Source organism: Streptomyces sp. 3211.6 (assembly GCF_003634815.1).
Lineage (GTDB): Bacteria > Actinomycetota > Actinomycetes > Streptomycetales > Streptomycetaceae > Streptomyces > Streptomyces katrae_A.
In genome coordinates, this window is the sequence record NZ_RBXC01000001.1 from 3,304,374 (window position 1) to 3,328,796 (window position 24,423).

Sequence of the window (24,423 nt, forward strand, 5' to 3'; positions counted from 1 at the left end):
CGGCCACTCCCCCGTGTCGTGTCCGCCGGGCGGTGACGAACAGGGGCACCGAGTCCGTAATGGTGCGCGATCTTGGCCGGATCGTTCGGGGCGTGACACCGGCGCGACACCAGGTCGTGACCGGATCGAGGCCGTGGGCCGCTGCCGCGCGGGAGCTACCCTGCCGGGGTGACGGACAGTTCGCTTCCTCCCCGCCCCGCATCCGACGCGCAGGCCCCGCAGGAGCCCCGGCCCCGGCGGCGCGACCGCCACGGCCGCGGGATGCGGGGGCCGCTGGCCCCGCCCCAGGTGCCGCTGTCGGCGAGCCGGGCGGAGCTGTTCGGCGACCTCGTACGGGACTCCGTGGAGCGGCTGGAGCGGCGCTGGCCGCAGCTGGACGAGGTGGAGTTCGTGATCGCGGACGTGCCCGGGCCGCCGGGCGGCCCGGACGGCGGCTGGAACGACGAGGCGGTGCCGCTGGGCGGGCTGGTGGAGGCCCGCGACGGGCGGCCGGCCCGGATCGTGGTGTTCCGGCGGCCGGTGGAGATCCGGGCGAAGTCCCGCGACGAGCGGGCGCTGCTGGTGCACGAGATCGTCGTGGAGCAGGTGGCGGAGCTGCTGGGGCTCTCGCCGGAGACCGTCGACCCCCGGTACGGACAGGACTGAGCCCGCCGGACCGGGGCCGGGCAGGGCCGGACCGGGGCCGGGCGCGGCCGGACCGGGGCCGGGCGCGGCCGGGCCGGGCCGGGCGCGCTCAGCGGACCAGGATCGACGGGTCCTCGACGGCGTGGGGGACGGAGACCCGGGAGCGGTCGTCCGCGAAGGTCTGGACGGTGAACATCGGGATCCCTTCCTGCGGCAGGGCCAGGGTGCGGGCCGCGTGGACGGGGCCGCCGGAAAGGGTCTCGACGGTCAGCGCGTACGGGCCCTTGCCGCCCGTGGGGGCCGGCGGCGGGGTCAGCGCGCGGGTGGTGCCCGCCTTGAGGGTGAGCTCCTGGACGGACGGGCGGCCGCCCTCGGTGCCCGGGGAGGCGGTGACGCGGACCTTGGCGTCGGCGCCGGCGGCGGTGAGCGTCAGGGTGGTGGCCTTGTCGTCGAGGCGGTCGTCGGCGACGGTGGCCCGCTCGCCGACCGGCGGGCTCGCCGGGATGAAGGCCACCTCCTGCTTGGCACCCGTGCCGCGGACCACCCGCAGCGCGGCCACCACCGGTACGGGCTTCTTCGGGTCGGCGGGGGCCAGGAACAGGGAGCCGGCCTCGCCGCGGGTGAGGTCGGCCAGGTCCAGGGAGGCCGTCATGCCGGCCTTGACGTGCAACTGCTCCTTGCCGGCCGGGCTGATGGAACCGTTCGGGCCGGACAGCTTCAGGTTCAGGTCGGCGTCGTCCTCGCCCGGGGCGAACGCGACCAGCCGCACCGAGGTCGCGTCGGCGGGGATGCCGGGCAGGACCAGGGAGCCCGCCGGGCCGTCCGAGGCGGGCAGCCAGTCGGAGCCGACCCCGTCCTCGGCGATCTGCGTGGAGGCGCCGACCCGGCCGGAACGGGTCGTCACGTGCGCGGTGACGTCCGGGAGCTGGGCGTCGGCGGCGAGGGTGGCCAGCCACACCTTGGTGGTGGAGTGGGGCTTCACCTCGGTGACCAGGTCCGGGGTGCCCGGCTTGGGCTTGAGCAGGCCGTCGGGGCCGTACAGCTTGATGTCCACCTCGGCGACGGTGTCGTCGGGATTGGTGAGGTGGACGTAGTCCTGGCGGCCCTTGGCGGTGCTGACGCCGGGGAACCAGAAGTCGGTGCCCGGCGCGGTGCAGGCGAGCCCGAGCAGGCCGCGCGCCTGGCCGACCGCGACCTTGGTGGTCTGCTGAGCGGTCCAGCCGGGGGCGAGGGCGCCCTGGGCGGTGCCCGTCAGCGCGGGCGCCTCGGCGCCGGAGACGGTGGCCGCGACCGGCTTGCCGGGCTCCTTGGGTTCCAGGACGGCCTTGCCCTCCGTACTGGCCAGCCTGGCCGCGCCCTTGCCCGCGGCCAGGCCGGGGGTGACCGGGGTGAGGGAGGTGTAGGTGGTCTCCGCGATGTCCGAGGAACTGGGCGCCGGGCAGACGAGCACGGACCGCTCCACCGGCATGCGGGCGGCGGCCGCGCCGCGGGCACCGGCGGCCGGGGCCGCGGCGGGGGCGGTGAGGAAGGCCAGGCCGCAGGAGGCGGCGAGGGCCGCCGTCACGGCCGCGAGCGTCAGGGGGGCGCGCTGCTTCACGGCTGGGGGCTCCCGTCCGGACGCGGGTGGTGCTGTCCGTAGGTGTCGTACTGCTGGGGCTGTTGGGGCTGCTGGGTCTCGTACTCGTACGGGTAGGGCTGCTGTTGGTGCGGGAAGACGGGCTGCTGCCCGGGCTGGGCGTAGGTCCCGCCGTACTCCGGGTACTGCGGCGGCTGGGGGTAGGGGGCCGGGTGGGGCTGCTGCCCGCCGTGACCGGGCCCGTACCCGGGTTCGCGAGGGGCTTCGGAAGGTGCTTCGTACGCGGGTTCGTACGGGGCCTCGTACGGGGGTTCGTAGGCGTAGGGCTCCTGGTAGGCGTACGACTCCTCGCCGTACACCTGCTGGGCGGGGATCTGTGCGTACGGGTCGGCCACCGCTTGCGCCGCCGCCGGCTCGGGGCCGTCGGCGGACGCGCCCCGCCGGCGGGCGCGGCGGCCCTGGCCGCTCTCGCCGTCCACCGCGCCGGCGGCGGGGGCGGCCTCCTCGGGGAGGTCGTCGTCGAGGCGCGCGCGGCGGCCGGGCAGGGCCATCACCAGCAGGACCAGGGCGAGCAGGCCCTGCGCCCAGTGCCAGGCGTCGCGGGTGACGGAGTCCTGGTGGACGAGGTCGAGGCGGCCGCCGTCCCGGGGCAGTTCGAAGCCCTGCGCCCAGCCGTCGAGGGTGACGGGGGTGAGGGGGTGGCCGTCGAGGGTGGCCTTCCAGCCCGGGTCGGCGCGGTCGGCGAGGCGCAGGGTGCGGCCCTCCTCGCCGGCCGGGACCTTCGCATGGGCCTCGACGGGGCCGGCGTCGACGGCGATGGGGGCCTGGCCCCGCTTGGCGGGGACGATCGCGACGCGGGCGGGGAGCCGCTGGACCTCCCAGACGGCGGTGCCGTCGTCCTGGTGGTGCTGTTTGAGGCCGGGGGTGCCGTCGAGGACCTGTCGCAGGGCGGCGGGGCCGCCGGGCGGCATCATCACGTAGCGCACGGCGAAGGCGCCGAGCTGCTCGGACTGGTCGGCGCCGGAGCCGGAGACCAGGCTGGAGACGGCCTGGGTGAGACGGGGCTGGGCGCCGGCGTCGGCAAGGACCTCGGCGTCGCCGAGGCCGACGCCGCCGCCGCGGACCAGGGTGTAGGAGACGGTGGCGGGCGAGTCGCCGCCGAGGACGAGGGTGCGGGTGCGGTTGCTGTCGTCGGACTGGGCGGCGACGAACGCGGGCACCTGGACGGGGTCGTGACGGCGCAGCGGTCCGTCGGCGCCTGCGACCGTCCAGACGGCCGCGGCGAGCAGCGGGCCGGCGGCGGCGGCGAGGGCGATGAGGGCGGCCAGCGGCTGGCGCCAGCCGAAGCTGCGGGCGGCGACGCGTTCCTTGGCGCCGTCCGCGCCGAGCACGGCGGCGGCGATCAGCGCGAGCCCGTACAGGAGCGTGGCGGGGCCGGCCCAGCCGGTGCGGTTCAGCAGCACGGCGAGGAGCAGCCCGGCCAGGGCGGCGCTCCAGGCGGTGGCGACGGCCGGGCGGCGGTCGGCGCGGAGCAGGGCGGCGAGGGCGGCGAGCAGGGTGCCCGCGAGGAGGAGCCCACCGCCGGTGCCGGGGCCGCCGGGGTTGGCGGTGAGCAGGCCGAGGGGGGTGGCGGAGCCGCTGCCGTAGGGGAGTCCGGCCTCGTGCAGGAGGCGGCCGGGGCGGGCGAACAGGCCCAGGGACCAGGGGGCGAGGACGAGGACGGGTACGGCGAGGGTGGCGAGCAGCCTCGGGGCGTACGTCGTGAGGTGCGCGCGGCGCACCAGGAGCGCGGCGGTACCCAGGGCGGCGGCGAGCGGCCAGACGACCGGCGTGAAGGCGGTGGCCAGGGTCAGCAGCAGCGTGTAGGTCCAGGCCGCGCGCCAGGCGCCGGGGGTGTCGCGGTCGGCGAAGCCGAAGGCGGTGACGGCGGAGCGGGCCAGGAGGGGCAGGAGGATCGCGAGGACGGCCGTGCCCAGGCGGCCGCCGGCGAGGGCTCCGGTGACGGCGGGCAGGAAGGCGTAGGCGACGGCGGCCCAGGCGCGCAGCAGCCGGGACTCGACCAGCGGCCGGGAGGCGAAGTAGGCGGTGAGGCCGGCGAGCGGGACCGAGCAGACGAGCAGGAGGGTCAGCGCGGCCTTGGTGGAGCCGAACAGCAGGGCGGAGACGGCGGCCACGACCGCGAGGTAGGGGGGTGCTCCGGCGGTGGTGCCGGTGCCTGCGGGCTGCCAGTCGGTGGTGTAGCGGTGCCACAGGTCGAGGGCGCTCGCGGGGGCGGGCAGCAGGGCGCCGCCCATGAGGCTGCCGCCGCCGATCAGGGCGCGGCAGGCGGCGAGGGAGACGAGCAGGAGCAGGGCGAAGAGGACGGGGGCGGGCTTGCGGGCGATCCGCCTGAGCCGGGAGAACTGCTCGATCTCCAGGTAGTCGGCGTCGTCGCCGCCGGGTCCGGATTCGACGGCGCCGCCGTGGCGGCCGGTGGGGGCGCCTTCGGTGCCCTGGCCCGAGCCGAGGTAGGCGGCGAGCTGCTCGGCGTTCGCGCGCAGGGTGGCGCCGGGCGGGGGGAAGAGGGGGCGCAGCTCGGCGGCGGGGACGGCGGTACGGCGGCGGGATCTGCGGGCGGCGAGGATCCGGCCGGGGCGCAGCAGGGTGGCGAGCAGGCCGGTGAACTCGGCGGCGGCCTGGCCGGGGGCCTTGCCGATGAGGTAGCCGAGGGTGCGCAGGAGGGTGCCGAGGAGCAGGCGCAGCAGTACGTATGGCAGGGCGCGGCCGGGGGTGTTGGCCAGCAGGGTGTGGACGGCGCCGGCCTTGTCGACGCGGTGGGGGTCGACGGAGGAGCGGCCCGCGCAGTCGACGGTGCGGCGTTCGCGGGAGGCGGCTTCGGCGTGGCGCAGCACGGCGTCGGGGGCGACGAGGACGGTGTGGCCGGCGCTGTGGGCGCGCCAGCAGAGGTCGACGTCGTCGCGCATGAGGGGCAGGCGGCGGTCGAAGCCGCCGAGGGCGTCGTACACGTCGCGGCGCACGAGCATGCCCGCGGTGGAGACGGCGAGGACGGGGCGGACCTGGTCGTGCTGGCCCTGGTCCTGTTCGCGGCGGTCGAGGCCGGTCCAGCGGCGGCCGCTGCGGGCGATGGTGACGCCGGCTTCGAGGAGCTGCTTGGTGTCGTACCAGCCGCGGAGCTTGGGGCCGATGACGGCGGCTTCGGGGTTGCCGTCGGCGACGCGCAGGAGTTCGGTGAGGGCGTCGGGTTCGGGGGCGCTGTCGTCGTGGAGGAGCCAGAGCCACTGCACGGGTTCGCCGTGCGGGAGGTCGGGGAGGTCGTAGGTGTCGTCGCGCCAGGTGCGGCTGACGGGGTCCCAGCCGCTGGGGCGCTTGAGGTAGGGGAGGTCGTCGGGGGTGAGGGTGCCGGCGGCGCGGGCGGCCTCGTCGACGGCGGCGCCGAATCCGGTGCGGCGGGCGAGGTGCAGGACGTGCTCGTCGCCGAGGGCTTCGGCGAGGAGGCGGGCGGAGGCGTCGGAGCTGCCGGTGTCGGCGGCGACGTGGGCCTGCGCGGGGCGCTCCTGGGCGAGGAGTCCGGCGAGGGTCTGGGGCAGCCAGCGGGCTCCGTCGTGGGCGACGAGCACTGCGGTGACGACGTGCCGGGGGAACTCGGGGGTGGCGGCCGCCTGCTGGGAGACCGGCGAGTTGCTGTGCGGGGACATCGCGGTACGGGCCCTCCGGCCTGGGGATCCGGGGGTGGGATGCCCTCGGAGGCTGCTGGACAGCGCCCCACACTAACGGCTCGGAAGGGGCGGGTCCGCCTCCTGCGGGGAAGGCCCTGAACGCGACGGTCCGCCTCCTGCGGGGAAGGTGCGGGAGGCGGACCGTTTGCTCTGTCTGCTGGGGTGTGCGGCGCTCCGTGGAGCGCGGTTGACCGGGGTCGTCGTGGGGTGTGCGGCGGGTCAGACCGCTGCCTTCTTCAGGCGGCGGCGCTCTCTTTCGGAGAGTCCGCCCCAGATGCCGAATCGCTCGTCGTTGGCGAGGGCGTACTCAAGGCATTCGGAACGGACCTCGCAGGCGAGGCAGACCTTCTTGGCTTCGCGGGTGGAGCCGCCCTTCTCGGGAAAGAAGGATTCGGGGTCGGTCTGGGCGCACAGTGCGCGCTCCTGCCATCCGAGCTCCTCGTCCGCCTCCTCGACCAGCAGTTCCTGAAACAGCTCGGTCATGTGCGCCCCTCGCTCTGTCTGTGCGTCCCCGTGGTGTTGCCGTTACCGATCGCCGGGTAACGACACGAGTGAAATTACAAGTGTGTGGCTTCTGCCCAGTCAAGCCGAGATCTGCTATTGGGCCCCTTATTCACTCTGCGGAACCAAGCCTATGCAGAAAGTGTTCATATCGCCAAAAATCGTGACAGAAGCTACCGGGCTCCGGCGCGTGACGCCCTCCCCCCTGGGCGACGCGTCACTCCGTGGAGGGGTTGCAATCCGGCCGAAGATGCGGCGCGGATCACATTCCGGTCACGACTTGGCGTCGGCAGGTTTGAGAGCGGTACGCGCCGGTGCGCGTGGAGCGGCACATGCCCGGGCCGGGACTGCACAAACCTTTCTCCGCGCACAGTAACCGGATGAGGTGAAACTTTCCGGTCAAACCAGACATTGGGTTGACAGCGGGACCTCCGGCCCGGTCTCCTTGTCCTCATGTCAGCGCCCGCAGCCACCACCCGGACCCCCATTCGTGGGTTCCTGTGCGCTGCCCAGGTTCGCTGTTGCTGTTGCAGCTGTTGATGCCCCCGGAGCCCCGGCTCCCCTGAGCACCAGCCATCCCCCCACAGCAACCGCCCCGCACGACTGACACACGTCGAGGACACCCCCACGATGAACAGCGCCCCCGCTTCCACCGTCGCCGCCCCCGCCGTCACCGCTCCTGCCGCCCTTGCCCCTGCCGTCGCCGCCGCCGCCCGCGCCGAGGTTCCCGCGCCCGCCCGCGCCGACGCCCCCGCGCCCGTCGAGAGCGACCTGCAGATCGCCGGCGACATCCTGGCCGTCCAGCACCTCCTCCAGCCCGCCCGCGAACACCCGGTCACCGTCGCCGACTTCGTCGGCCTCGCCCGCTCCCTCGCCGAGGACCGCGCGAGCTGGGAGCACCTGGTCCAGTACGACGCCACCACCCGCTGGTACCACCGCCTGCGCATCGTCCCCCAAGCTCTCGACTCCGCTCGAGCAGGGGGCGCCCCCATCGGTTACGAGGTCTGGCTGCTGAGCTGGGTCCCCGGCCAGGGCAGCGGCCTCCACGACCACGGCGGCTCCTCCGGCGTCCTGACCGTCCTCGACGGCGAGCTCACCGAGCACACCCCGCGCGGCCGCCTCACCCACCGCGCCGGCGCCCAGCGCGTCTTCGCCCCCGGCTACGCCCACGAGGTCGTCAACGACACCCTCGAAGGAGCGGTCAGCCTGCACGTCTACTTCCCCGGCCTGACCGAGATGCCGATGCACCACTGCTCCCCGGCCCACGCGGAGCACGTACCCGCCTGACACACTTCGATGCATGCGCATTGTTGTTCTGGCCGGCGGTATCGGCGGCGCCCGTTTCCTCCGCGGACTGCTGTCGGCGGTCCCCGACGCGGAGATCACCGTCATCGGCAACACCGGTGACGACATTCACCTGTTCGGGCTGAAGGTGTGCCCCGACCTGGACACCGTGATGTACACCCTCGGCGGTGGCATCAACGAGGACCAGGGCTGGGGCCGCACCGACGAGTCCTTCACCGTCAAGGAAGAACTCGCGGCGTACGGGGTCGGACCCTCCTGGTTCGGCCTCGGCGACCGCGACTTCGCCACCCACATCGTCCGCACCCAGATGATCGACGCCGGCTACCCGCTCAGCGCCGTCACCGAGGCCCTGTGCGACCGCTGGCAGCCCGGCGTCCGCCTGCTGCCCATGTCCGACGACCGCGTCGAGACGCACGTCGCCGTCAACGACCCCGAGACCGGCGAGCGCCGCGTCATCCACTTCCAGGAGTACTGGGTCAAGCTGCGCGCCTCCCTCGACGCCGAGGCCGTCGTCCCCGTCGGCGCCGAGCAGGCCAAGCCCGCGCCCGGCGTCCTGGAGGCCATCGCGGCCGCCGACGTCATCCTCTTCCCGCCGTCCAACCCGGTCGTCTCCATCGGCACCATCCTAGCCGTACCCGGCATCCGCGAGGCCGTGGCCCAGGCCGCCGCCCCGGTCGTCGGCCTCTCCCCCATCGTCGGCGGATCACCCGTGCGCGGCATGGCCGACAAGGTCCTCGCGGCGGTCGGCGTCGAGTCCACCGCCTCGGCCGTCGCCCTGCACTACGGGGCCGGACTCCTCGACGGCTGGCTCGTGGACACCTCGGACGCCGACGCCGTCGAGACGGTCACCGCCGCCGGGATCGCCTGCCGGGCCGTGCCGCTGATGATGACCGACACGGCCGCCACCGCCGCCATGGCCCGCGCCGCACTGGAACTCGCCGAGCAGGCCCGGTGAACAGCCCGTCCTCCGGTCTCTCGTCCGGCCTGTCCTCCGGTCGCTCGTCGGGCGTCTCCTACGAGGTGCGGGCCCTCCCCGGGATCCCCGAGGTCCGGCCCGGCGACGACCTGGCCCGGCTGATCGCGGACGCGGCTCCCGGCCTGCGCGACGGAGACGTCCTGCTGGTCACCTCGAAGATCGTCTCGAAGGCGGAGGGGCGGATCGTACGGGCCGACTCCCGCGAGGAGGCCATAGACGCGGAGACCGTACGGGTCGTCGCGCGCCGGGGCACGCTGCGGATCGTCGAGAACCGGCAGGGGCTGGTCATGGCGGCGGCGGGCGTCGACGCCTCCAACACCGAACCCGGCACCGTGCTGCTGCTGCCCGAAGACCCCGACGCCTCGGCGGCGGCCATCCGTGACGGGCTTCGGACGCTGCTCGGCGCCGACGTGGGCGTGGTGGTCACCGACACCTTCGGCCGCCCCTGGCGCGCCGGGCTCACCGACGTCGCCATCGGCGCGGCCGGGGTACGGGTCCTGGACGACCTGCGCGGCGGCACCGACGCCCAGGGCAACCCGCTGAGCGCGACGATAGTGGCGACGGCGGACGAACTCGCCGCCGCCGGCGACCTGGTCAAGGGCAAGGCGGCCGGACTTCCGGTGGCCGTCGTCCGGGGACTGGGACACCTGGTGGGCGGCGCCTCCTCGGCCCGTGACCTGGTACGGGCCCCGGCCGACGACATGTTCCGGCTGGGCACGTCGGAGGCCGTACGGGAAGCCGTGACGCAGCGGCGTACCGTCCGCTCCTTCACCGACGAGCCGGTCGACCCGGGCGCGGTACGGCGCGCGGTCGCGGCGGCCCTGACGGCCCCGGCACCGCACCACACGACGCCGTGGCGGTTCGTGCTGCTGGAGTCGGCGGACGCACGGCGGGAGCTGCTGGACGCGATGCGGGACGCGTGGATCGCGGACCTGCGGCGCGACGGCAAGTCCGAGGAGTCCATCGCCAAGCGGGTCCGGCGCGGCGACGTGTTGCGCAACGCCCCCTTCCTGGTGGTGCCGTGCATGGTCATGGACGGCGCCCACGACTACGGGCACGCCCGGCGGGACGCGGCCGAGCGGGAGATGTTCGTCGTCGCGACGGGTGCGGGCGTCCAGAACTTCCTGGTCGCGCTGGCCGGGGAGCGGCTGGGATCGGCGTGGGTGTCCTCGACGATGTTCTGCCGGGACGTGGTGCGGAAGGTGCTGGGTCTGCCGGAGGACTGGGAGCCGATGGGCGCCGTCGCCGTGGGCCACCCGGCCGGGGCCCCGCCGGAGCGGGGGGCGCGGGCGGTGGAGGACTTCGTCGAGGTCCGGTAGTCCTGTTCTATTCCGTCCCGTCTGGTTCCGTCCCGTCTGGTTCCGTCCCGGCTAGTCCCGTCCCGTCTAGTCCCGTCCCGTCTGGTCCCGTCCCGTCTCAGAGGCGGCTGATGTCGCTCCGGTACATGCGGGGCGCGCGGCGGGGTGGGGTGTGGCCCGCCAGGAGGATCAGGCGGGCCGCGCGGTGGCGCTGGCCGGCGTACGGGGCGAGGAGCTCCAGCATCAGCGCGTCGTCGGCGTCACGGTTGCCCGTCAGGGCGTAGCCGATGATGCCGGGGAGGTGCAGGTCGCCCGTGGTGACGGCGTCCGGCGCGCCGTTGCTGCGCTGGAGGGTCTCGGCGGAGGTCCACGGCCCGATGCCCGGGACCGCCTCCAGCCGGGCCGCCGCCTGCGGCAGCTCCATCGCGGCGGCCTCCTCCAGCCGGGCCGCCACCCGGGCGGCCCGCACGATGGTGTCGGAGCGCTTCAGGTCCACCCCGGCACGGTGCCAGTCCCAGGAGGGGATCAGCGCCCAGGCCCGGGCCGAGGGCATCACGTAGAGCCCGCCGGGGCCGGGCGCGGGCTCGCCGTGCAGGCGCACCAGGCGGCGCCAGGAGCGGTAGGCCTCGTCGGAGGTGACCTTCTGCTCCAGGACGGTCGGGATCAGCGACTCCAGGACCAGTCCGGTGCGGGTGAGGCGCAGGCCGGGGCGGCGGCGGTGGCTGGCGTGCACGAGCCGGTGCCGGGGGACGAAGGCGCCGGGGTCGTCATCGGCCCCGAGCAGCGCGGGCAGCCCGTCCAGCACCCAGTCGGCCCCCGGCCCCCACGCCTCGGCGTCCACCCCGTCCGGGGTGGCGGCGACCCGGAGGGTGGCAGGGCCGGCCGGCGTCCGGGTGCCCCGCCAGACGGAGCCGTCGGGGGTGGTGCGGAAGGTCGGGTCACCGGGGCCACGGCGGAGGGGGCCGAGGACGAGGCCCAGGTCGAGGGGCCCGCCGGGCTTCCAGAGACGGCGCGTCCCCCCACCGGCGGCCGCCCCGCGCCCGGCGGGCACGGGCGTCCGCCCGGCCCGCAGGTCGGTACGGGTCGGGGGATCGAATCGGCCGGCCATGCTTCGAGGGTAGCGGCGGGGGCTGACAGGGCGGGGCGGGGCAGCCGTCGCCCCGGAACGGACGGCTGCGGCGGGGGCGGGCGCGCCATCCCCCCCTCGAGGGGTGGAGGCCGGGCGGCGCCTGCCCACCCGCCTCCCACGGGCGGTACCGGCGGCCCGGCGGGGCCCGGCGGGGCGGAGGCGTATGGCCGGGCGGCACCGGGGATGTCGGGACCTCACTCAGCGGTCTCAGAGAGGGGTTGGGGCTTTCCCGTCAGTCTCATCGTCCTTCCGCGTCGGGCCGGTCAGTCAAGAGCGCTCCTTCGTCGCGTCGCTACGCGATGTCGCTGCGCTCCACTCTTGACAGCCCGTCCCGCCACGGAAAAACGAAGACTGCCGGGAAACCCCCAAAGGAACGGGACGGACGTTCATTGGACATCCGGCGGACTCAGCGACCCTCCGGGGTCGTCGGGGGCCGCCTCGCCAAGCATCCGGGCCGACGAGTCAGTTCATCGGGGCCGCGATCCGCGACAGATCGCTACGCGCTCCTCCCGTCTCAGCGTCCGACGACCGCCTGGGGTCCCTGCCCGCACCAAAGGCCGACAGAATCGTCATCCGGGGCCGGTGGGCGCGACAGATCGCTACGCGCTCCTCTCGTCTTGGCGTCTGGCGGCCGTCTGGGGCCGCTGCCCGCAGGAAAGGACGACAGGATCGGCATGCGGGGCCGGTGGGCGCATCAAATCGCTACGCGCTCCTCCCGTCCCGGCGTCTGGCAGCCGTCTTGGGCTGATACCTGCACCAAATGACGAACGGACCGCCCTGCGGAGCACCCACGCGCAGTAGATCGCTACGCGCTGCCCAGATCCAGGCGTCCGACGGCCGTCTGGGGCTGGTCTGAAAGGAGTCGGCGTCCGTCGTGGCTGCGGACATGGGGGTTATTGCCGTCCAGTGCGTCCAAGAGGCGGACGGCATAGACCTCGGACATCCGGTCTTCGACCTCCTCCCTCGTGAGCCACCGCACTGCCGTGCTTTCACCGGAGAGGCGTTCCGTGCCACCGGAGGGCTTGCAGCGGAAGACCAGGGCGATCACCCCGGCCGTCATGTTCTTGTACACGCCGGTGAGCTGGCCCACCTCGACGTGGATGCCGGTTTCCTCCAGCACCTCCCGCCGCACCCCAGCCTCCGGGGTCTCTACCAGCTCCAAGACCCCGCCGGGCAGCTCCCAGGTGCCGTTGTCGGCTCGGCGAATCGCCAATAGCCGGCCGTCATCGCGCACCACCACCCCGGCAACCGACACGGAGTGGCAGGGCGTTGAGCCGTTCGGCGAGGCGCTGGCGGTCATGCCTCCTTCTGTTCGCTCAGGCGCTGGGCCTTGAGGACCGTGCGGGTGTCGTCGGGACCGTGCACGGTTCGGACCCGCAGCTCCTCGTCCCGCGCTTCGAGTGATCCGTCCACGGTGTCGTAATAGGTGTCCTGGTACACCTCGACCCGGCCGTCGGCCCGTTCACCCAGCCGCCGCAGGATCTCTTGCGGTGCGTGAACGCGCGCCTTCAACTCCGCTTCGATCACTGGCCCTCCCCTCTCACACCGTGCGTTCCGCACCCACGGCGATAGCCTCGAACATGCGCTGAAACCCCCTGAACAACGCCGTGCGGGGTCCGCATCACCTTGTAGGTGGCGGACTCATGTCCTTCCCAGCCCGCGTCGAAAGCCCCGACGAACATGGTGGAATCAGCACGGATCAACCGCCATGTCGGCAGCATGCCGTACCTGTACACCTCGATATCGCAGATCTCGGCAAGCTCACGCAGTCTGGCCTCGGCCAGCCGCACACCACTGGCGAGCGATTCCGCCGACTCGCCGATCTCGGCGGCACGCAACGCGACGGCCGGCGCCTCCGGGTCCAGCAGCAGCACCCGCACACGCAGGCCACCGTCCTGCCGGACGAGGTGAGGGCGCAACATCGAGTCCTTCAAGCCGACGAGGCCGAGGCCGCGCACAGCAAGAACATCCAACTCCTTGCGGACCGAACCTGTTCTACGACCAGCCCCAGACCGCTCGCAGGCGCGGAGACACAGCGTAGGGCTCCGGCCCTCGGCTACCGGATCGGTTGGCGAGCCATCCGCTGACCCCCGTCACACCAACCCACGACGACCGCCGACGCCGAGATGACCGGAGCGCGTAGCGATCTGGGGCGCCCCCGGTCCCGCTTGCCACTCTGTTCGTCATTTGCTGCGGGTACCAGCCCCAGGCGGTCGTCGGACGCCGAAAATAGAGAAGCGCGTAGCGATCTGGGGCGCCCACCGGTCCCGGATGACGGTCCTGTCGGCCTTCAGTGCGGGCAGCGGCCCCAGGCGGCTGGTAGACGCTGAGACGGGAGGAGCGCGTAGCGATCTGTCGCGGAGAGCGGCCCCGATGCACTGCCTCGTCGGCCCGGATGCTTGGCGAGGCGGCCCCCGACGACCCCGAAGGGTCGCTGATCCCGCGTATGTCCATCGATGGACCGTGCCGTCCTTTTGGGGGTTTCCCGGCAGTCTTCGTTTTTCCGTGGCGGGACGCCCTGTCAAGGGTCGCCGCAGGCGATCGCGAAGCGACGCGACCGAAGGGAGCGCCCTTGACAGGGTGGCCCGACGCGGAAGGACGATGAGACTGACGGGAAAGCCCCAACCCTTCTCTGAGACCGCCGAGTGAGGTCCCGGCCATCCCCGGTTCCGGTCAGTTGTCCCGTCGCCGCCCGGCGGGATGCCGCCCCCGCCCCACCCACCCGCACCCGGGAGGCGGGTGGGCAAACACCGCCCGGCCCCCGCCCCTCGAGGGGGAGATAGCGGGCCCGGCACTCGGGTGTGGCGGCCCCGGCAGGCGTGCCGCTACCGGCCCTGGAGCTTTGCCGACGCGGAGCGCGTCGGGGGGAGCTGGTTGTACAGGAGGCGGCCCGGGCATTCCGTGGCGAAGCCGTCGCGGTGGCCCGAGATGACGTTCAGCTTGACCTTGGTGCCCTTCTTGTACCGGTTCCCCCCGCCCGACGTCAGCGTGGTCTTGGCCCGGGGGTCCGCGCCGAACAGGCCGAGCTTCCATGCCGTGAGGCGGGCCACCGCGTCCACCGCCGCCTTCGGCGGGGCCGTGGAGGAGTAGGTGCCGATCACCGCGACGCCCATGCTGTCGGCGTTGAAGCCCATGGTGTGGGCGCCGAGGACCGCCTTGGTGACCCCGCCCGCCCGCCCCTCGTAGACCGTCCCGCACTTGTCGATGGCGAAGTTGTAGCCGAAGTCCCGCCAGCCCTCGCTGACCACGTGGTAGCGGTACAGGCTGCGCAGCACCGCCGGGGCGTCCTTGCAGGCGTAGTTGTTGCCGGAGGCGGTGTGGTGGACGAAGGCCGCCTTGACCGTGCTGGTGTAGACGAAGCCCGGTTCGCGCAGGGACTCGTCCGCGCCCCACCCCCGCCGGGTGACGATCCGCGGGCGGGGGCCGATGTAGGGGCGGGCGGCGGCGGTGAGTTCGCCGTCGCCGACGACGAGCGCGTCGGCGGTGGAGTCGGCCTTGTCGAGGGCGCTGATCTCCAGTGCGCCGAGCGGGGCGTGCGGGACGTTGGCGGAGGAGGATTCCGCCGCCTCCATGGTCATCTCGGGCACGGCGGGGACGTCGGGCTTGTCGTCGTCCGGGGGGACGGCGGGGGCCGACGACGGGGGCGCGCCGTTCTTGTCGTCCGGGGAGGCCTGCGGCTGCGCGGCCGAGCCCGGGTCGACGAGTTCGAGGCGCAGGCCCGACGGGAGGCGGGCGGGGCGGGCGGCCCCGCGGGTGGGGGTGGCGGCGGCGGCGTCCGCCTGGACGCGGACCTCCACGCCGTTCGACGGGCCGACCCACAGGGGGGCGGTGGCTCCGCGGAGGCGGCCGGTGCCGCGTTCGGCGGCGTCGGGGTCGGCGGCGTGTTCGCCGTTGTGGGTGTCGACGTCCTGCCAGTCGGACCAGGCGCCGGTGGCGACGGAGCGGGTGCGTACCTGGACCCGGCCGCCGAGTTCGGCGGCGGCGTCGTCCCAGACGACCCCGACGAGCGAGAACGTCTTGACGTCGCGCGGGGTCAGGCCCCGGGTCTCGGCCAGGTCCGGGGAGGCGCTCATGCCGGGGACGCCGGGGATCCGCGCGGTGGCGGAGGGTCCGAGGGGGGCGAGGGGCAGTGACTGGGTGGACCCCGGGGCGTCGGGGACCGCCTCGGCCCGGGCCGGAGTGGAGAGGGCGAGCGGCATCGCCAGTGCGGTGGCCGTCACGACACCGATCGAGGAAGCAAGGAATCCGCGCATGGAAGCGATGCTGGGCACAGCCACCACGAAGCGCCATCGGAGAACTGACGGCCCGTCCGGCGGCGCGCCGGGCGGGCCTCCCCTGGACGGGCGAGCGTCCGCCCCCGTACGGGGGAGGGGTCCGCGTACGCTGGGGCGGGTGAACGCCATTGACCGCACCCCTGCCGACCTGCTGCGATCCGCGCTCGCCGCCGATCCGGGCCGCCCTCTCGTCACCTTCTACGACGACGCCACGGGCGAGCGGGTCGAATTGTCCGTCGCCACCTTCGCCAATTGGGTGGCCAAGACCGCCAATCTGCTCCAGGGCGACCTGGGCGCCGAGCCGGGCGACCGGCTGGCGCTGCTGCTGCCCGCGCACTGGCAGAGCGCCGTGTGGCTGCTCGCCTGCGCCTCCGTCGGGGTGGTCGTGGAGATCGGCGGGGATCCCGCCGACGCCGACCTGGTGGTGAGCGGGCCCGACACGCTGGAGGAGGCCCGCGCCTGCTCCGGTGAGCGGGTCGCGCTGGCGCTGCGGCCGCTGGGCGGGCGGTTCCCGCAGCCGCCGGCCGGGTTCGCGGACTACGCGGTGGAGGTGCCGGGGCAGGGTGACCGGTTCGCACCGTTCGTCCCGGTGGACGCGGACGGGCCGGGGCTGGTGGTCGGCGGAGAGGAGCTGTCGTACGCGGCGCTGGTCGAGCGGGCCCGGGAGGACGCGGCGAAGCGCGGGCTGGGCGCGGGGGCCCGGGTGCTGTCGGGGCTGGGCTTCGACGGCTGGGAGGGGCTGTCGGCGGGTCTGTACGGGCCGCTGGCCGCGGGCGGCTCGGTGGTGCTGTGCCGCAACCTGGACCGGCTGGCGCCGGAGGCGCTGGCGCAGCGGGTGGAGAGCGAGCGGGTCACGCACACCGTGTGATCCGGCCCCGCGTGAACCGGCCCCGCGCGATCCGCCCTCCCTGGGATCCGGGGGCCGTGGGATCCGGGGGCCGTGGGATCCGGCGGCCTCGCGATCCGGCGGCCCCGAAAGGGCGTGCGGCGGCGATTTGTCACCCGCATGGGTCTAGACAGCCCCCCGCCCCCGGGCCGCCCGTCTCCCGTGGGGGGAGTATCGCTGCAGGCCGTGCTCACCCGTACGGCCCCTGGCCGGTGCGGCGGAGCCGTGGCCGGCGCGGCGAGGGGACGGTGCGCGAGTGAGGGACGGCGCGGGCATACCGGACGACGCTGGAACGGCCGCGGGCGCGGGCGCGGGAACGCCCCCGCGCGGCCGCCGGCGGCGCCGGCTGCTGCGCTGGATCGGGCTCGGCGCCGTCCTGCTGGTCCTCGCGGGGGCGGCGACGGGCTGGTGGCTGTACGCGAAGCTCGACGGGAACATCACGGAGGACACCTCCGCCACGGCCGAGCTGCGCCGCTACGAGCGCGAGCGGCCGGCGCACTTCGCGTCGGGGGCCCAGAACATCCTGCTGATCGGTTCGGACTCGCGCTCCGGGTCGGAGAACGCGGGCTACGGGCAGGACGGGGGCACGCAGCGTTCGGACACCACGATCCTGCTGCACCTGCCGGCCGACCGGCGCAGTGCGACGGCGGTGTCGATCCCGCGGGACCTGATGACGGAGGTGCCGGAGTGCCTGGGGACGGACGGCTCGCGCACCGGGGACCGGTTCGCGCAGTTCAACTGGGCCTTCCAGTGGGGCGGGGCCGCCTGCACGATCCGTACGGTCGAGAAGCTGACCGGGATCCGGATCGACCACCACATGGTGGTGGACTTCGGCGGGTTCAAGAAGATGGTCGACGCGGTCGGCGGTGTGGAGGTCTGCCTGAAGCGGCCGGTGGACGACACCGAGGCGCACCTGCGGCTGCCGGCGGGCCGGCAGGTGCTGGGCGGGGAGCAGGCGCTGGGGTTCGTCCGGGCCCGCTACAGCCTGGGCAACGGCAGTGACACCGAACGGATGGAGCGCCAGCAGCAGTTCCTCGGCTCGCTGTGGGAGAAGGTGAGCAGCAACGGGGTGCTGCTGAACCCGGCCAGGCTGTACCCGGTGCTGGACGCGGCGACCTCCTCGGTGACCACGGACCCGGGGCTGGCCTCGCTGCGGGGGCTGTATGAACTCGTACGGGGCGTACGGGGCATACCGGCCGACCAGGTCAAGTTCCTGACCGTGCCCCGTCGCCCCTATGCGGCCGACCCGAACCGGGACGAGCTGGTGGAGCCGGACGCGTCCCGGCTGTTCGAGCAGCTGCGGGCGGACCGGCCGGTGACGGTGACCGCGCCGGAGGCGTCGCCGAGCCCGGATCCGGAGCCGTCCGGGGCCGCGCGCGGTGATTCCGCGGAGGGCTCCGGCGAGGCCGCCGGTGACGGTTCGGGCGGGCCCTCGCCGACCGGAAGCGGAACCTCTTCGGCGCCCACACCCGCACCTACCTTCACTGGAACCACAGCAGGCACGGCCGACTGCCGGTAAAGCAATCCAAAAGCCGCCTGGCCAACCGCGCCGGATGAGCGCTTTGGCCCGTTATGGGGGGAGTGGATTTTGTCACCGGCATGGTTTGCGGCTGACCTGGCCGGATAAGGTGAGCGATCCGGTGCACCGGCTGTGAAGAGGCCGTGCACCAGCAGCCGGATCGTTGACCGCGCGCCTGGGGGGAGGCGCGTCGCGAAGCACCGACGGAGGATTCGAGCAACCGTGGATGCGCAAAGCCGTGGGCGGGCGGACGAGATCGACCCCGCTGACCAGTGGGTCCTCAATCCCCGCACTGGCAACTACGAACTGCAACTGGGCCGTTCCGCTGCGCAGCAGCGCCTGGTCTCCGCCCCCCGCAGAACCCGCAAATCCTCCGCGCCCACGGCTCCCGCGGCACCGGCCGCCCCCTCCCCCGCCGTCCCGGGGCCCCGCCGTGGCGAGGGCCCGCCCGGCGGGCGGCGCGGCGGCGGGCGCTCCCGCAAGGGGGGCGGCGCCCCCGACCGCCGCAAGCGGCTGCTCAAGGTCACCGGCGGCACCCTGGCGTTCCTGCTGGTCGGCGGCGGGGTCGGCTCCTACCTCTACTACGAGCACCTGAACGGCAACCTGAAGGTCATCGACACCGGCGGCGCGGGCGGCGGGTTCAAGAAGGACCAGCCGATCAACATCCTGGTCATCGGCACCGACAAGCGCAGCGGCAAGGGCAACGAGGGCTACGGGGACGCGGACAGCGTCGGCCACGCCGACACCACGATCCTCTTCCACGTCTCCAAGGACCGCAGCAACGCGACCGCGCTGTCCATCCCGCGCGACCTGATCACCGACATCCCGGCCTGCCCGACGAAGATCGACGGCGCGGTCAAGGAGATCCCCGGCACGCGGGCCACCCGCTTCAACAACAGCCTGGGCCAGGAGGGCCGCGACCCGGGCTGCACGATGCGCACGGTCAAACAGCTGACCGGCCTCGACGTCGACAACTTCATGATGGTCGACTTCAATGCGGTGAAGAGCCTGAGCACGGCCGTCGGCGGGGTGCCCGTCTGCGTGGCGAAGGACGTCAACGACCGCGATTCGAAGCTGAACCTGAAGGCGGGCGAGCACCGGCTGGAGGGCGAGCAGGCGCTGGCTTTCGTACGGACCCGGCACTCCTTCGGCAACGAGAGCGACCTGGACCGGATCAAGACCCAGCAGCAGTTCCTGGGTTCGATGATGCGCGAGATGAAGTCCAAGGAGACGCTGACCAGTCCGAAGAAGTTCTTCTCGCTGGCGGAGGCGGCGACGAAGTCGCTGACCGTGGACCAGGGGCTGGGCTCGATCGGCAAGCTCACCGCCCTCGCGGGCGAGTTGAAGGACATCAGCCCCAAGAACGTCACGTTCACGACGCTGCCGGTGGTCGACAACCCGAACGAGCCGGCGAACCGCAAGGCGACCGTGGTCGTGAACTCCGCGCAGGCGGACCCGCTCCTGCAGATGATCCGGGGGGACGTGTCCCTCACGGAGGTGGAGAAGAAGGAGCAGGCTGCCAAGAACGCGGCGGACGCCGACGCCAAGAGCAAGCAGGACGCGCTGCTCCAGGGCAACCGGGCCCCCGCCGGGGACGTCCGGGTGGACGTGTACAACGGCGGCGGCCCCCCGGGGGCGGCGTCCACCACCCTGACCTGGCTGCAGAACACCAAGGGCGTGTACAAGGCGGGCAACCACGGCAACGCCTCGGCGCGGCTGGCCGCCACGCAGCTGGAGTACGCCCCCAACCAGGCCGACCAGGCCAGGGCGCTGGCGGACATGATGGGCCTGCCCGCCTCCGCCCTGAAACCGGGTGCGGTGGACGCGGGGCCGAAGACCCCGATGAAGCTGACCCTGGGCTCCGACTTCAAGGAACCCGGCACACCGCTCGGCGCGGCGGCCCCGCAGCAGGCCCCGGAGGGGGTCCAGCGGGTCGAGGCGGACAAGGCGGTCTGCGCCAAGTGACCGGCCTCTCCGGAGGGCGCCGGGGGACGGCGCGGCGAAGCAGTACCGGGCGGCGATCGGGCCGCCCGCCGAAAGTCCACAGACCGCCGATGGGGCGGTAGCCGGCAGGACCGGCACAATACCGACCGGTAAAGATTCTTGAGGGGGGTACGCGTGATGCACAGCAGCGTGCGGGGGGAGGGGGCGCCCGACAAGGCCGCCGACGCCGACGGCATATCCGAAGGCGGCAAGAAGAAGGCGTCCGGCGCGGTGCCCCCACCCCGGGAGGGTTCGGGCGGCAGCGCCCAGCCCCCGGGCGGTGGCATCCCCGCCCGCCGGCGCCGCCGGCGGGTGCTGTTCTGGGTGGCGTCCGTCCTGGCGTTCCTGATCCTGGGAACCTCGGCGGCCGGGTACCTCTACTACAACCACCTCAACAACAACATCCGCAGCGGACAGCGCCTCAGCGGCGAGAGCAGCGTGGAGAAGACCCACGCCAACGCCAAGGGCCAGCGCCCGCTGAACATCCTGCTGATCGGCTCCGACAGCCGCAACAAGCCGGAGAACGTGGAACTCGGCGGCAGCCGCGACACCGTGGGCAACCCCCCGCTCGCGGACGTGCAGATGCTGCTGCACGTGTCGGCCGACCGCGAGAACGCCTCGGTCGTGAGCATCCCGCGCGACACCCGGGTCGACATACCCGAGTGCACGGACCCCAAGTCCGGCGAGAAGTTCAAGAAGACCAACGCGATGATCAACGAGTCGCTCGGCCGCGGCGGCCCCGGCTGCACCCTGGCCACCTGGGAGAAGCTGACCAACGTCTACATCGACCACTGGATGATGATCGACTTCTCCGGTGTCGTGAAGATGGCCGACGCGATCGGCGGCGTCCCGGTCTGCGTCAAGGACAACGTCTGGGACCGGCCGCTGCCCACCTCGAGCGGCGGCTCGGGCCTGAAGCTCCAGAAGGGCACGACCCGGGTCAAGGGCGAGCAGGCGCTCCAGTGGCTGCGCACCCGGCACGCGTTCAGCAGCGACCTGGGCCGGGCGCAGGCCCAGCACATGTACATGAACTCGATGATGCGCGAGCTCAAGAGCCAGAACGCCTTCACCGACGTCGGCCGGATCACGGACCTGGCGGAGGCGGGCACCAAGGCCCTGGAGGTCTCCGAGGAGATCGGCTCGGTCAAGAAGCTCTACAACCTGGCCATGCAGCTCAAGGACGTCCCGACCAACCGCATCACGATGACGACGATGCCGACGTTCCAGGACCCCCGGGACGAGGACCGGCTCATCGTGAACCAGCCGGACGCCGAGAAGCTGTGGACGATGCTCCGCAAGGACATCGCGTTCGACAAGAACGGAGCGCCGCAGGCCGCGCAGAGCCCGTCGGCCGCGCAGCCCTCTCCCGGTGCCCCTCAGCCCGCTCCGACCGGCTCGCAGCCCGCGGCGCCGGCCGGCCAGGTGCCCTCGAAGCTCCCGGGCACGGCCCCGGACAAGATCGCCGTGAACGTGGTCAACGGCACGGCCGCCGGCCAGCCGCTGGCGCCCCACCGGGCGAACGCGATCGCGGACGTCCTGGTCTCCAAGGGCTTCACCGGGGCCCGGGCGGACAGCGCGCTGATCCCGGAGAAGACCACCGTGGTGCGCTACCCGACGCCGGACCTGGCGGACGAGGCGAAGAACGTGGCGGCCTCCCTGGGCATCCCGGAGACGGCGGTGCAGCAGTCGGCCGACGTCTCGAAGATCACCCTGATCGTGGGCGCGGACTGGCGCGAGGGCAACGCCTTCCCGGCGCAGACCCCGCCGCCGGCCGGGTCGATCCCGGACACCGCCGACGCGATCAACGGCTCGGACACCGGAGCCTGCATGGACGTCTACAAGCCGTACCGCTGGTGAGCCGGCGGCTCCACTGAACGCGAAGGGGTGACCCGGTCCCGTACGGACCGGGTCACCCCTTCGCGTGTGCCGCGGGTCGCGCCCCTCAGACCTCGGCCGGGTCGCGGCGCACCGACGGGCGGCGGCTGGCGATGACCTTCCGCGCGAGCGAGCGCGGGCTGGTGAGGAAGCCGTAGCCCCAGGACATGTGCATCGTCGCGAGGGCCACGGGGATCTGCGCCCGGGCCTTCAGCGGCAGCCCCCTGCCCGCGGGGACGGACCCGGCGGTGATCGCCGCGAGGTAGCCGGCCGGGACGGCGAACGCCCACGGGGTGACGGCGACGCCCGCGACCACCCCGGCCGCGATCGCGCAGACGGCGGTCGGCGGGGCCAGGTAGCGCAGGTTGATGGAGCCGGCGTGGTAGCGGGACACGACGTGCCGCCAGCGGCCGTAGTCCTTGTACTGCTTGGCCAGGGCCCGCACGGAGGGCCGGGGCCGGTACTGGACCTTCAGCTCGGGCGAGAACCAGATCAGCCCGCCGGCCTCGCGGATGCGGAAGTTCAGCTCCCAGTCCTGGGCGCGGATGAACTCCTCGTTGTAGCCGCCCTGCTGTTCGAGCGCCTCGCGGCGGAAGACGCCGAGGTAGACGGTGTCGGCGGGGCCGGGTTCGCCGCCGGTGTGGAAGGCCGCGTTGCCGACGCCGATCTTCGAGGTCATCGCGGCGGCGACGGCGTCCTCCCAGGCGTTCTCCCCTTCGGCGTGCATGATGCCGCCGACGTTCTGCGCACCGGTCTCCTCCAGGAGGCGGACGGCGGTGGCGATGTAGTCCGGGGAGAGCATGCCGTGGCCGTCGACGCGGACGACGATCGGGTGGCGCGAGGCCTTGATCGCGGCGTTGAGGGCGGCGGGGGTCCGTCCGGTGGGGTTGGGGACGGTGTGGACGCGGGGGTCTTCGCGTACGAGTTCGGCGGCGATCTCGTCGGTGCGGTCCGTGGACGGCCCGAGCGCGATCACCACCTCCATCTCTCCGGCGTACTCCTGTCCGAGGATGTGCCGGACGGAGTCACGCAGATGGCGCTCCTCGTTGAGCACCGGCATGATCACCGAGACTGCGGGCTGCTGGGCGGGCATGTCGTCCTTCACGGTCGGGTATCGGTGTCACGTTACCGCGTACGGGGGAAACGGGTGCGCGGCGGACGAGCGGTACGGACAGACGCTGATCGTATGGGCCTACTGTTCCGATGAATCTGCCCGACGTACCGGGAGGTGTCCCCCGTGCCCCAGCCGCACCGTCCCCACCGGCCCGCCGGGCCGGCCCAGCCGCAGCGCGCACGGAAGGGCGGCGGCCGCGGCGGGACGGCCCGCGGCCGGCGCGACCGGCCCCGCTGGGGCGTACGGATCGCGGCCGGGTTCTCCCTGGTGGTCCTGGGCTCCGGGGCCGTCGGGCACGCCGTGATGACGGGCCTGGACACCGGTATCGAACGGGTGGACCCCTTCAAGGACATGAAGAACCGCCCCCAGGCCGGGCACGGGATGAACTTCCTGCTGGTCGGCACCGACGGCCGCGACAAGATCACCCCGGAGGAGAAGCGCGAGTACCGCCTCGGCGGGGAGCCCTGCCACTGCACCGACACGATCATGCTGGTGCACCTCTCCGCCGACCAGCAGCGGGCCAGCGTGGTCAGCCTCCCCCGCGACAGCTACGCCGAACTCCCCGCCCACCCGGACCCGGACACCGGCGCGCCCCACCGCCCCCACCCGGTGAAGCTCAACGCCGCCTACGCCGAGGGCGGGCCGAACCTGACCGTGCGGACCGTCGAGAGCATGACCCGGGTCAAGATCGACCACTACCTGGAGGTCGACTTCACCAGCTTCATGCGGACCGTCGACGCGATGGGCGGGGTCGAGATCTGCACCGCCAAGGCCCTCCACGACCAGAACACCGGCCTGCACCTGCTGCCCGGCACCCACCGCCTCACCGGCGGCCAGGCCCTCCAGTACGTCCGCTCCCGCCATGTCGACGGGGCCGCCGACCTGGGCCGCATGCAGCGCCAGCAGCGGTTCGTCGCCGCCCTGATCAAACAGGCCACCGGCGGCGGGGTGCTGCTCAACCCGGTGAAGTTCAAGGAGGTCAGCTCCACCCTGCTGGGCTCGGTGCGCGCCGACAAGGACTTCGGCTCCGAGCAGATGCTGGCGCTGGGGCAGGCCATGCGCGGTTTCACCCCCTCCTCGTCCGAGTTCGCCTCCGTCCCGATCGGGGACGCCTCGTACCCGGTCAAGGGCATCGGCTCGACCGTGAAGTGGGACGAGTCCAAGGCCGCCCAGCTCTTCGAGTCCCTGCGCGAGGACCGCCCCCTGGCCCCGGCCCGCCCCGGGCACCCCGCCGCCCGTCCCGCGCCCGCCGCGACGCCGGCGGCCGTCCCGGTGGACGTGCCCCCGCAGCAGGTCCGGGTCCAGGTGGAGAACGGCACCCGCATCGACGGGCTCGGCGGCCGGGTGGACTCCGCCCTGCGCGCCACCGGCTTCGACACCACCGGCACCCCCGGCAGCGGCGCGGGCCGCGGCGTGCGGCGCACGGTGATCTCGTACGACCCGCGCTGGGACCGCTCCGCCCGCACGGTGGCGGCGGCGCTGCCCGGCAGCGAGCTGCGCGCGGTGGCCGGGCAGGGCCGGACGGTGCTGGTCATCGCCGGTTCCGACTACACCAAGGTCGTCCCGGTACGGCCCGAGGACCCCTACCAGGGCGAGTTCGGCGTGGTCACGGGCGACCAGGTGGTCTGCGGGAAGTAGCCGCCCGCG

The 24,423-nt window shown here is 73.5% G+C and carries 18 protein-coding genes; 9 read left to right on the forward strand and 9 right to left on the reverse strand.

The genetic code is table 11. From position 1 onward, the window contains the following. The first annotated feature begins 168 nt into the window (after positions 1-168). Entirely contained in the window at positions 169-645 is a 477-nt protein-coding gene (locus BX286_RS15100; RefSeq protein WP_079427494.1) for a metallopeptidase family protein, read from the forward strand. A gap of 88 nt (positions 646-733) precedes the next feature. Here BX286_RS15100 and BX286_RS15105 read toward each other — a convergent pair whose 3' ends face one another. The 3 genes from BX286_RS15105 to BX286_RS15115 all read right to left on the reverse strand — a co-directional run bounded on the left by BX286_RS15105 (position 734) and on the right by BX286_RS15115 (position 6,399). Beyond that, positions 734-2,221: a DUF5719 family protein gene (locus BX286_RS15105; RefSeq protein WP_100863548.1), complete on the reverse strand. Its 1,488-nt coding sequence runs from the start codon at positions 2,219-2,221 to the stop codon at positions 734-736. Further along, positions 2,218-5,895 carry a glycosyltransferase family 2 protein gene (locus BX286_RS15110; RefSeq protein ID WP_121015172.1) on the reverse strand — a complete coding sequence of 1,226 codons (3,678 nt, stop codon included), beginning with the start codon at positions 5,893-5,895 and terminating at the stop codon, positions 2,218-2,220. Before BX286_RS15110 ends, BX286_RS15105 begins: the two co-directional genes overlap by 4 nt. A gap of 240 nt (positions 5,896-6,135) precedes the next feature. Beyond that, positions 6,136-6,399 carry a WhiB family transcriptional regulator gene (locus BX286_RS15115; RefSeq protein WP_003983763.1) on the reverse strand — a complete coding sequence of 88 codons (264 nt, stop codon included), beginning with the start codon at positions 6,397-6,399 and terminating at the stop codon, positions 6,136-6,138. Positions 6,400-7,047: 648 nt separating this feature from the next. Between BX286_RS15115 and BX286_RS15125 the strand changes: the two genes are divergently transcribed. From BX286_RS15125 to BX286_RS15135, 3 genes are read left to right on the forward strand one after another with little or no spacing between them, the layout of a single operon-like run. Continuing rightward, positions 7,048-7,704, forward strand: coding sequence for a cysteine dioxygenase family protein (locus BX286_RS15125; RefSeq protein ID WP_121015174.1), 657 nt, complete (start codon positions 7,048-7,050; stop codon positions 7,702-7,704). A gap of 13 nt (positions 7,705-7,717) precedes the next feature. Beyond that, positions 7,718-8,677: a 2-phospho-L-lactate transferase gene (gene cofD, locus BX286_RS15130; protein ID WP_079427502.1), complete on the forward strand. Its 960-nt coding sequence runs from the start codon at positions 7,718-7,720 to the stop codon at positions 8,675-8,677. A gap of 29 nt (positions 8,678-8,706) precedes the next feature. Continuing rightward, complete coding sequence (locus BX286_RS15135; protein ID WP_079431752.1) at positions 8,707-10,017, forward strand: coenzyme F420-0:L-glutamate ligase; 1,311 nt, start codon at positions 8,707-8,709, stop codon at positions 10,015-10,017. A gap of 97 nt (positions 10,018-10,114) precedes the next feature. Here the strand turns inward: BX286_RS15135 and BX286_RS15140 are convergent, their stop codons facing one another. From BX286_RS15140 to BX286_RS15165, 5 genes are all read right to left on the reverse strand, one after another. Beyond that, positions 10,115-11,104 (reverse strand): DNA-3-methyladenine glycosylase, encoded by a 990-nt coding sequence (locus BX286_RS15140; protein ID WP_100863544.1) that lies wholly within the window; start codon positions 11,102-11,104, stop codon positions 10,115-10,117. An 826-nt stretch (positions 11,105-11,930) separates the two neighbouring features. Further along, positions 11,931-12,425 (reverse strand): NUDIX hydrolase, encoded by a 495-nt coding sequence (locus BX286_RS15145; protein ID WP_121015176.1) that lies wholly within the window; start codon positions 12,423-12,425, stop codon positions 11,931-11,933. Further along, entirely contained in the window at positions 12,422-12,652 is a 231-nt protein-coding gene (locus tag BX286_RS15150) for a CYTH domain-containing protein (RefSeq protein ID WP_121015178.1), read from the reverse strand. Before BX286_RS15150 ends, BX286_RS15145 begins: the two co-directional genes overlap by 4 nt. Next, positions 12,649-13,083 (reverse strand): hypothetical protein, encoded by a 435-nt coding sequence (locus tag BX286_RS15155; RefSeq protein WP_261993430.1) that lies wholly within the window; start codon positions 13,081-13,083, stop codon positions 12,649-12,651. Before BX286_RS15155 ends, BX286_RS15150 begins: the two co-directional genes overlap by 4 nt. Before the next feature lie 867 nt (positions 13,084-13,950). Continuing rightward, complete coding sequence (locus BX286_RS15165) at positions 13,951-15,378, reverse strand: peptidoglycan recognition protein (RefSeq protein WP_121015181.1); 1,428 nt, start codon at positions 15,376-15,378, stop codon at positions 13,951-13,953. Between the two features lie 139 nt (positions 15,379-15,517). On the opposite strand from BX286_RS15165, the gene BX286_RS15170 reads away from it, so the two are divergent. The 4 genes from BX286_RS15170 (at position 15,518) to BX286_RS15185 (ending at position 21,644) form a co-directional block, all read left to right on the forward strand. Further along, positions 15,518-16,267: a TIGR03089 family protein gene (locus tag BX286_RS15170; RefSeq protein WP_187344144.1), complete on the forward strand. Its 750-nt coding sequence runs from the start codon at positions 15,518-15,520 to the stop codon at positions 16,265-16,267. A gap of 274 nt (positions 16,268-16,541) precedes the next feature. Further along, entirely contained in the window at positions 16,542-17,804 is a 1,263-nt protein-coding gene (locus tag BX286_RS15175) for an LCP family protein (RefSeq protein ID WP_121015183.1), read from the forward strand. Positions 17,805-18,026: 222 nt separating this feature from the next. Then, positions 18,027-19,769: an LCP family protein gene (locus BX286_RS15180; RefSeq protein WP_079427514.1), complete on the forward strand. Its 1,743-nt coding sequence runs from the start codon at positions 18,027-18,029 to the stop codon at positions 19,767-19,769. A gap of 156 nt (positions 19,770-19,925) precedes the next feature. Continuing rightward, positions 19,926-21,644 carry an LCP family protein gene (locus BX286_RS15185; RefSeq protein WP_121017652.1) on the forward strand — a complete coding sequence of 573 codons (1,719 nt, stop codon included), beginning with the start codon at positions 19,926-19,928 and terminating at the stop codon, positions 21,642-21,644. 85 nt (positions 21,645-21,729) lie between these two features. On the opposite strand, the gene BX286_RS15190 is transcribed toward BX286_RS15185, so the two are convergent. Continuing rightward, the gene (locus BX286_RS15190; protein ID WP_079427518.1) at positions 21,730-22,755 is read right to left on the reverse strand and encodes a glycosyltransferase family 2 protein; all 1,026 of its coding nucleotides are present in this window, start codon (positions 22,753-22,755) and stop codon (positions 21,730-21,732) included. Between the two features lie 144 nt (positions 22,756-22,899). Here BX286_RS15190 and BX286_RS15195 point away from each other — a divergent pair, with 144 nt between their 5' ends. Then, a complete protein-coding gene (locus BX286_RS15195) occupies positions 22,900-24,414 on the forward strand; it encodes an LCP family protein (RefSeq protein ID WP_079427520.1) in 1,515 nt (504 codons plus the stop codon). Positions 24,415-24,423: the final 9 nt, after the last annotated feature.

Bases quoted from the DNA above. Each gene is read 5' to 3' on its own strand.
- BX286_RS15110 (WP_121015172.1), bottom strand. From the start codon at position 5,895: ATGTCCCCGCACAGCAACTCGCCGGTCTCCCAGCAGGCGGCCGCCACC.
- BX286_RS15115 (WP_003983763.1), bottom strand. From the start codon at position 6,399: ATGACCGAGCTGTTTCAGGAACTGCTGGTCGAGGAGGCGGACGAGGAG.
- BX286_RS15125 (WP_121015174.1), top strand. From the start codon at position 7,048: ATGAACAGCGCCCCCGCTTCCACCGTCGCCGCCCCCGCCGTCACCGCT.
- cofD (WP_079427502.1), top strand. From the start codon at position 7,718: ATGCGCATTGTTGTTCTGGCCGGCGGTATCGGCGGCGCCCGTTTCCTC.
- BX286_RS15140 (WP_100863544.1), bottom strand. From the start codon at position 11,104: ATGGCCGGCCGATTCGATCCCCCGACCCGTACCGACCTGCGGGCCGGG.
- BX286_RS15145 (WP_121015176.1), bottom strand. From the start codon at position 12,425: ATGACCGCCAGCGCCTCGCCGAACGGCTCAACGCCCTGCCACTCCGTG.
- BX286_RS15165 (WP_121015181.1), bottom strand. From the start codon at position 15,378: ATGCGCGGATTCCTTGCTTCCTCGATCGGTGTCGTGACGGCCACCGCA.
- BX286_RS15185 (WP_121017652.1), top strand. From the start codon at position 19,926: ATGCACAGCAGCGTGCGGGGGGAGGGGGCGCCCGACAAGGCCGCCGAC.
- BX286_RS15190 (WP_079427518.1), bottom strand. From the start codon at position 22,755: ATGCCCGCCCAGCAGCCCGCAGTCTCGGTGATCATGCCGGTGCTCAAC.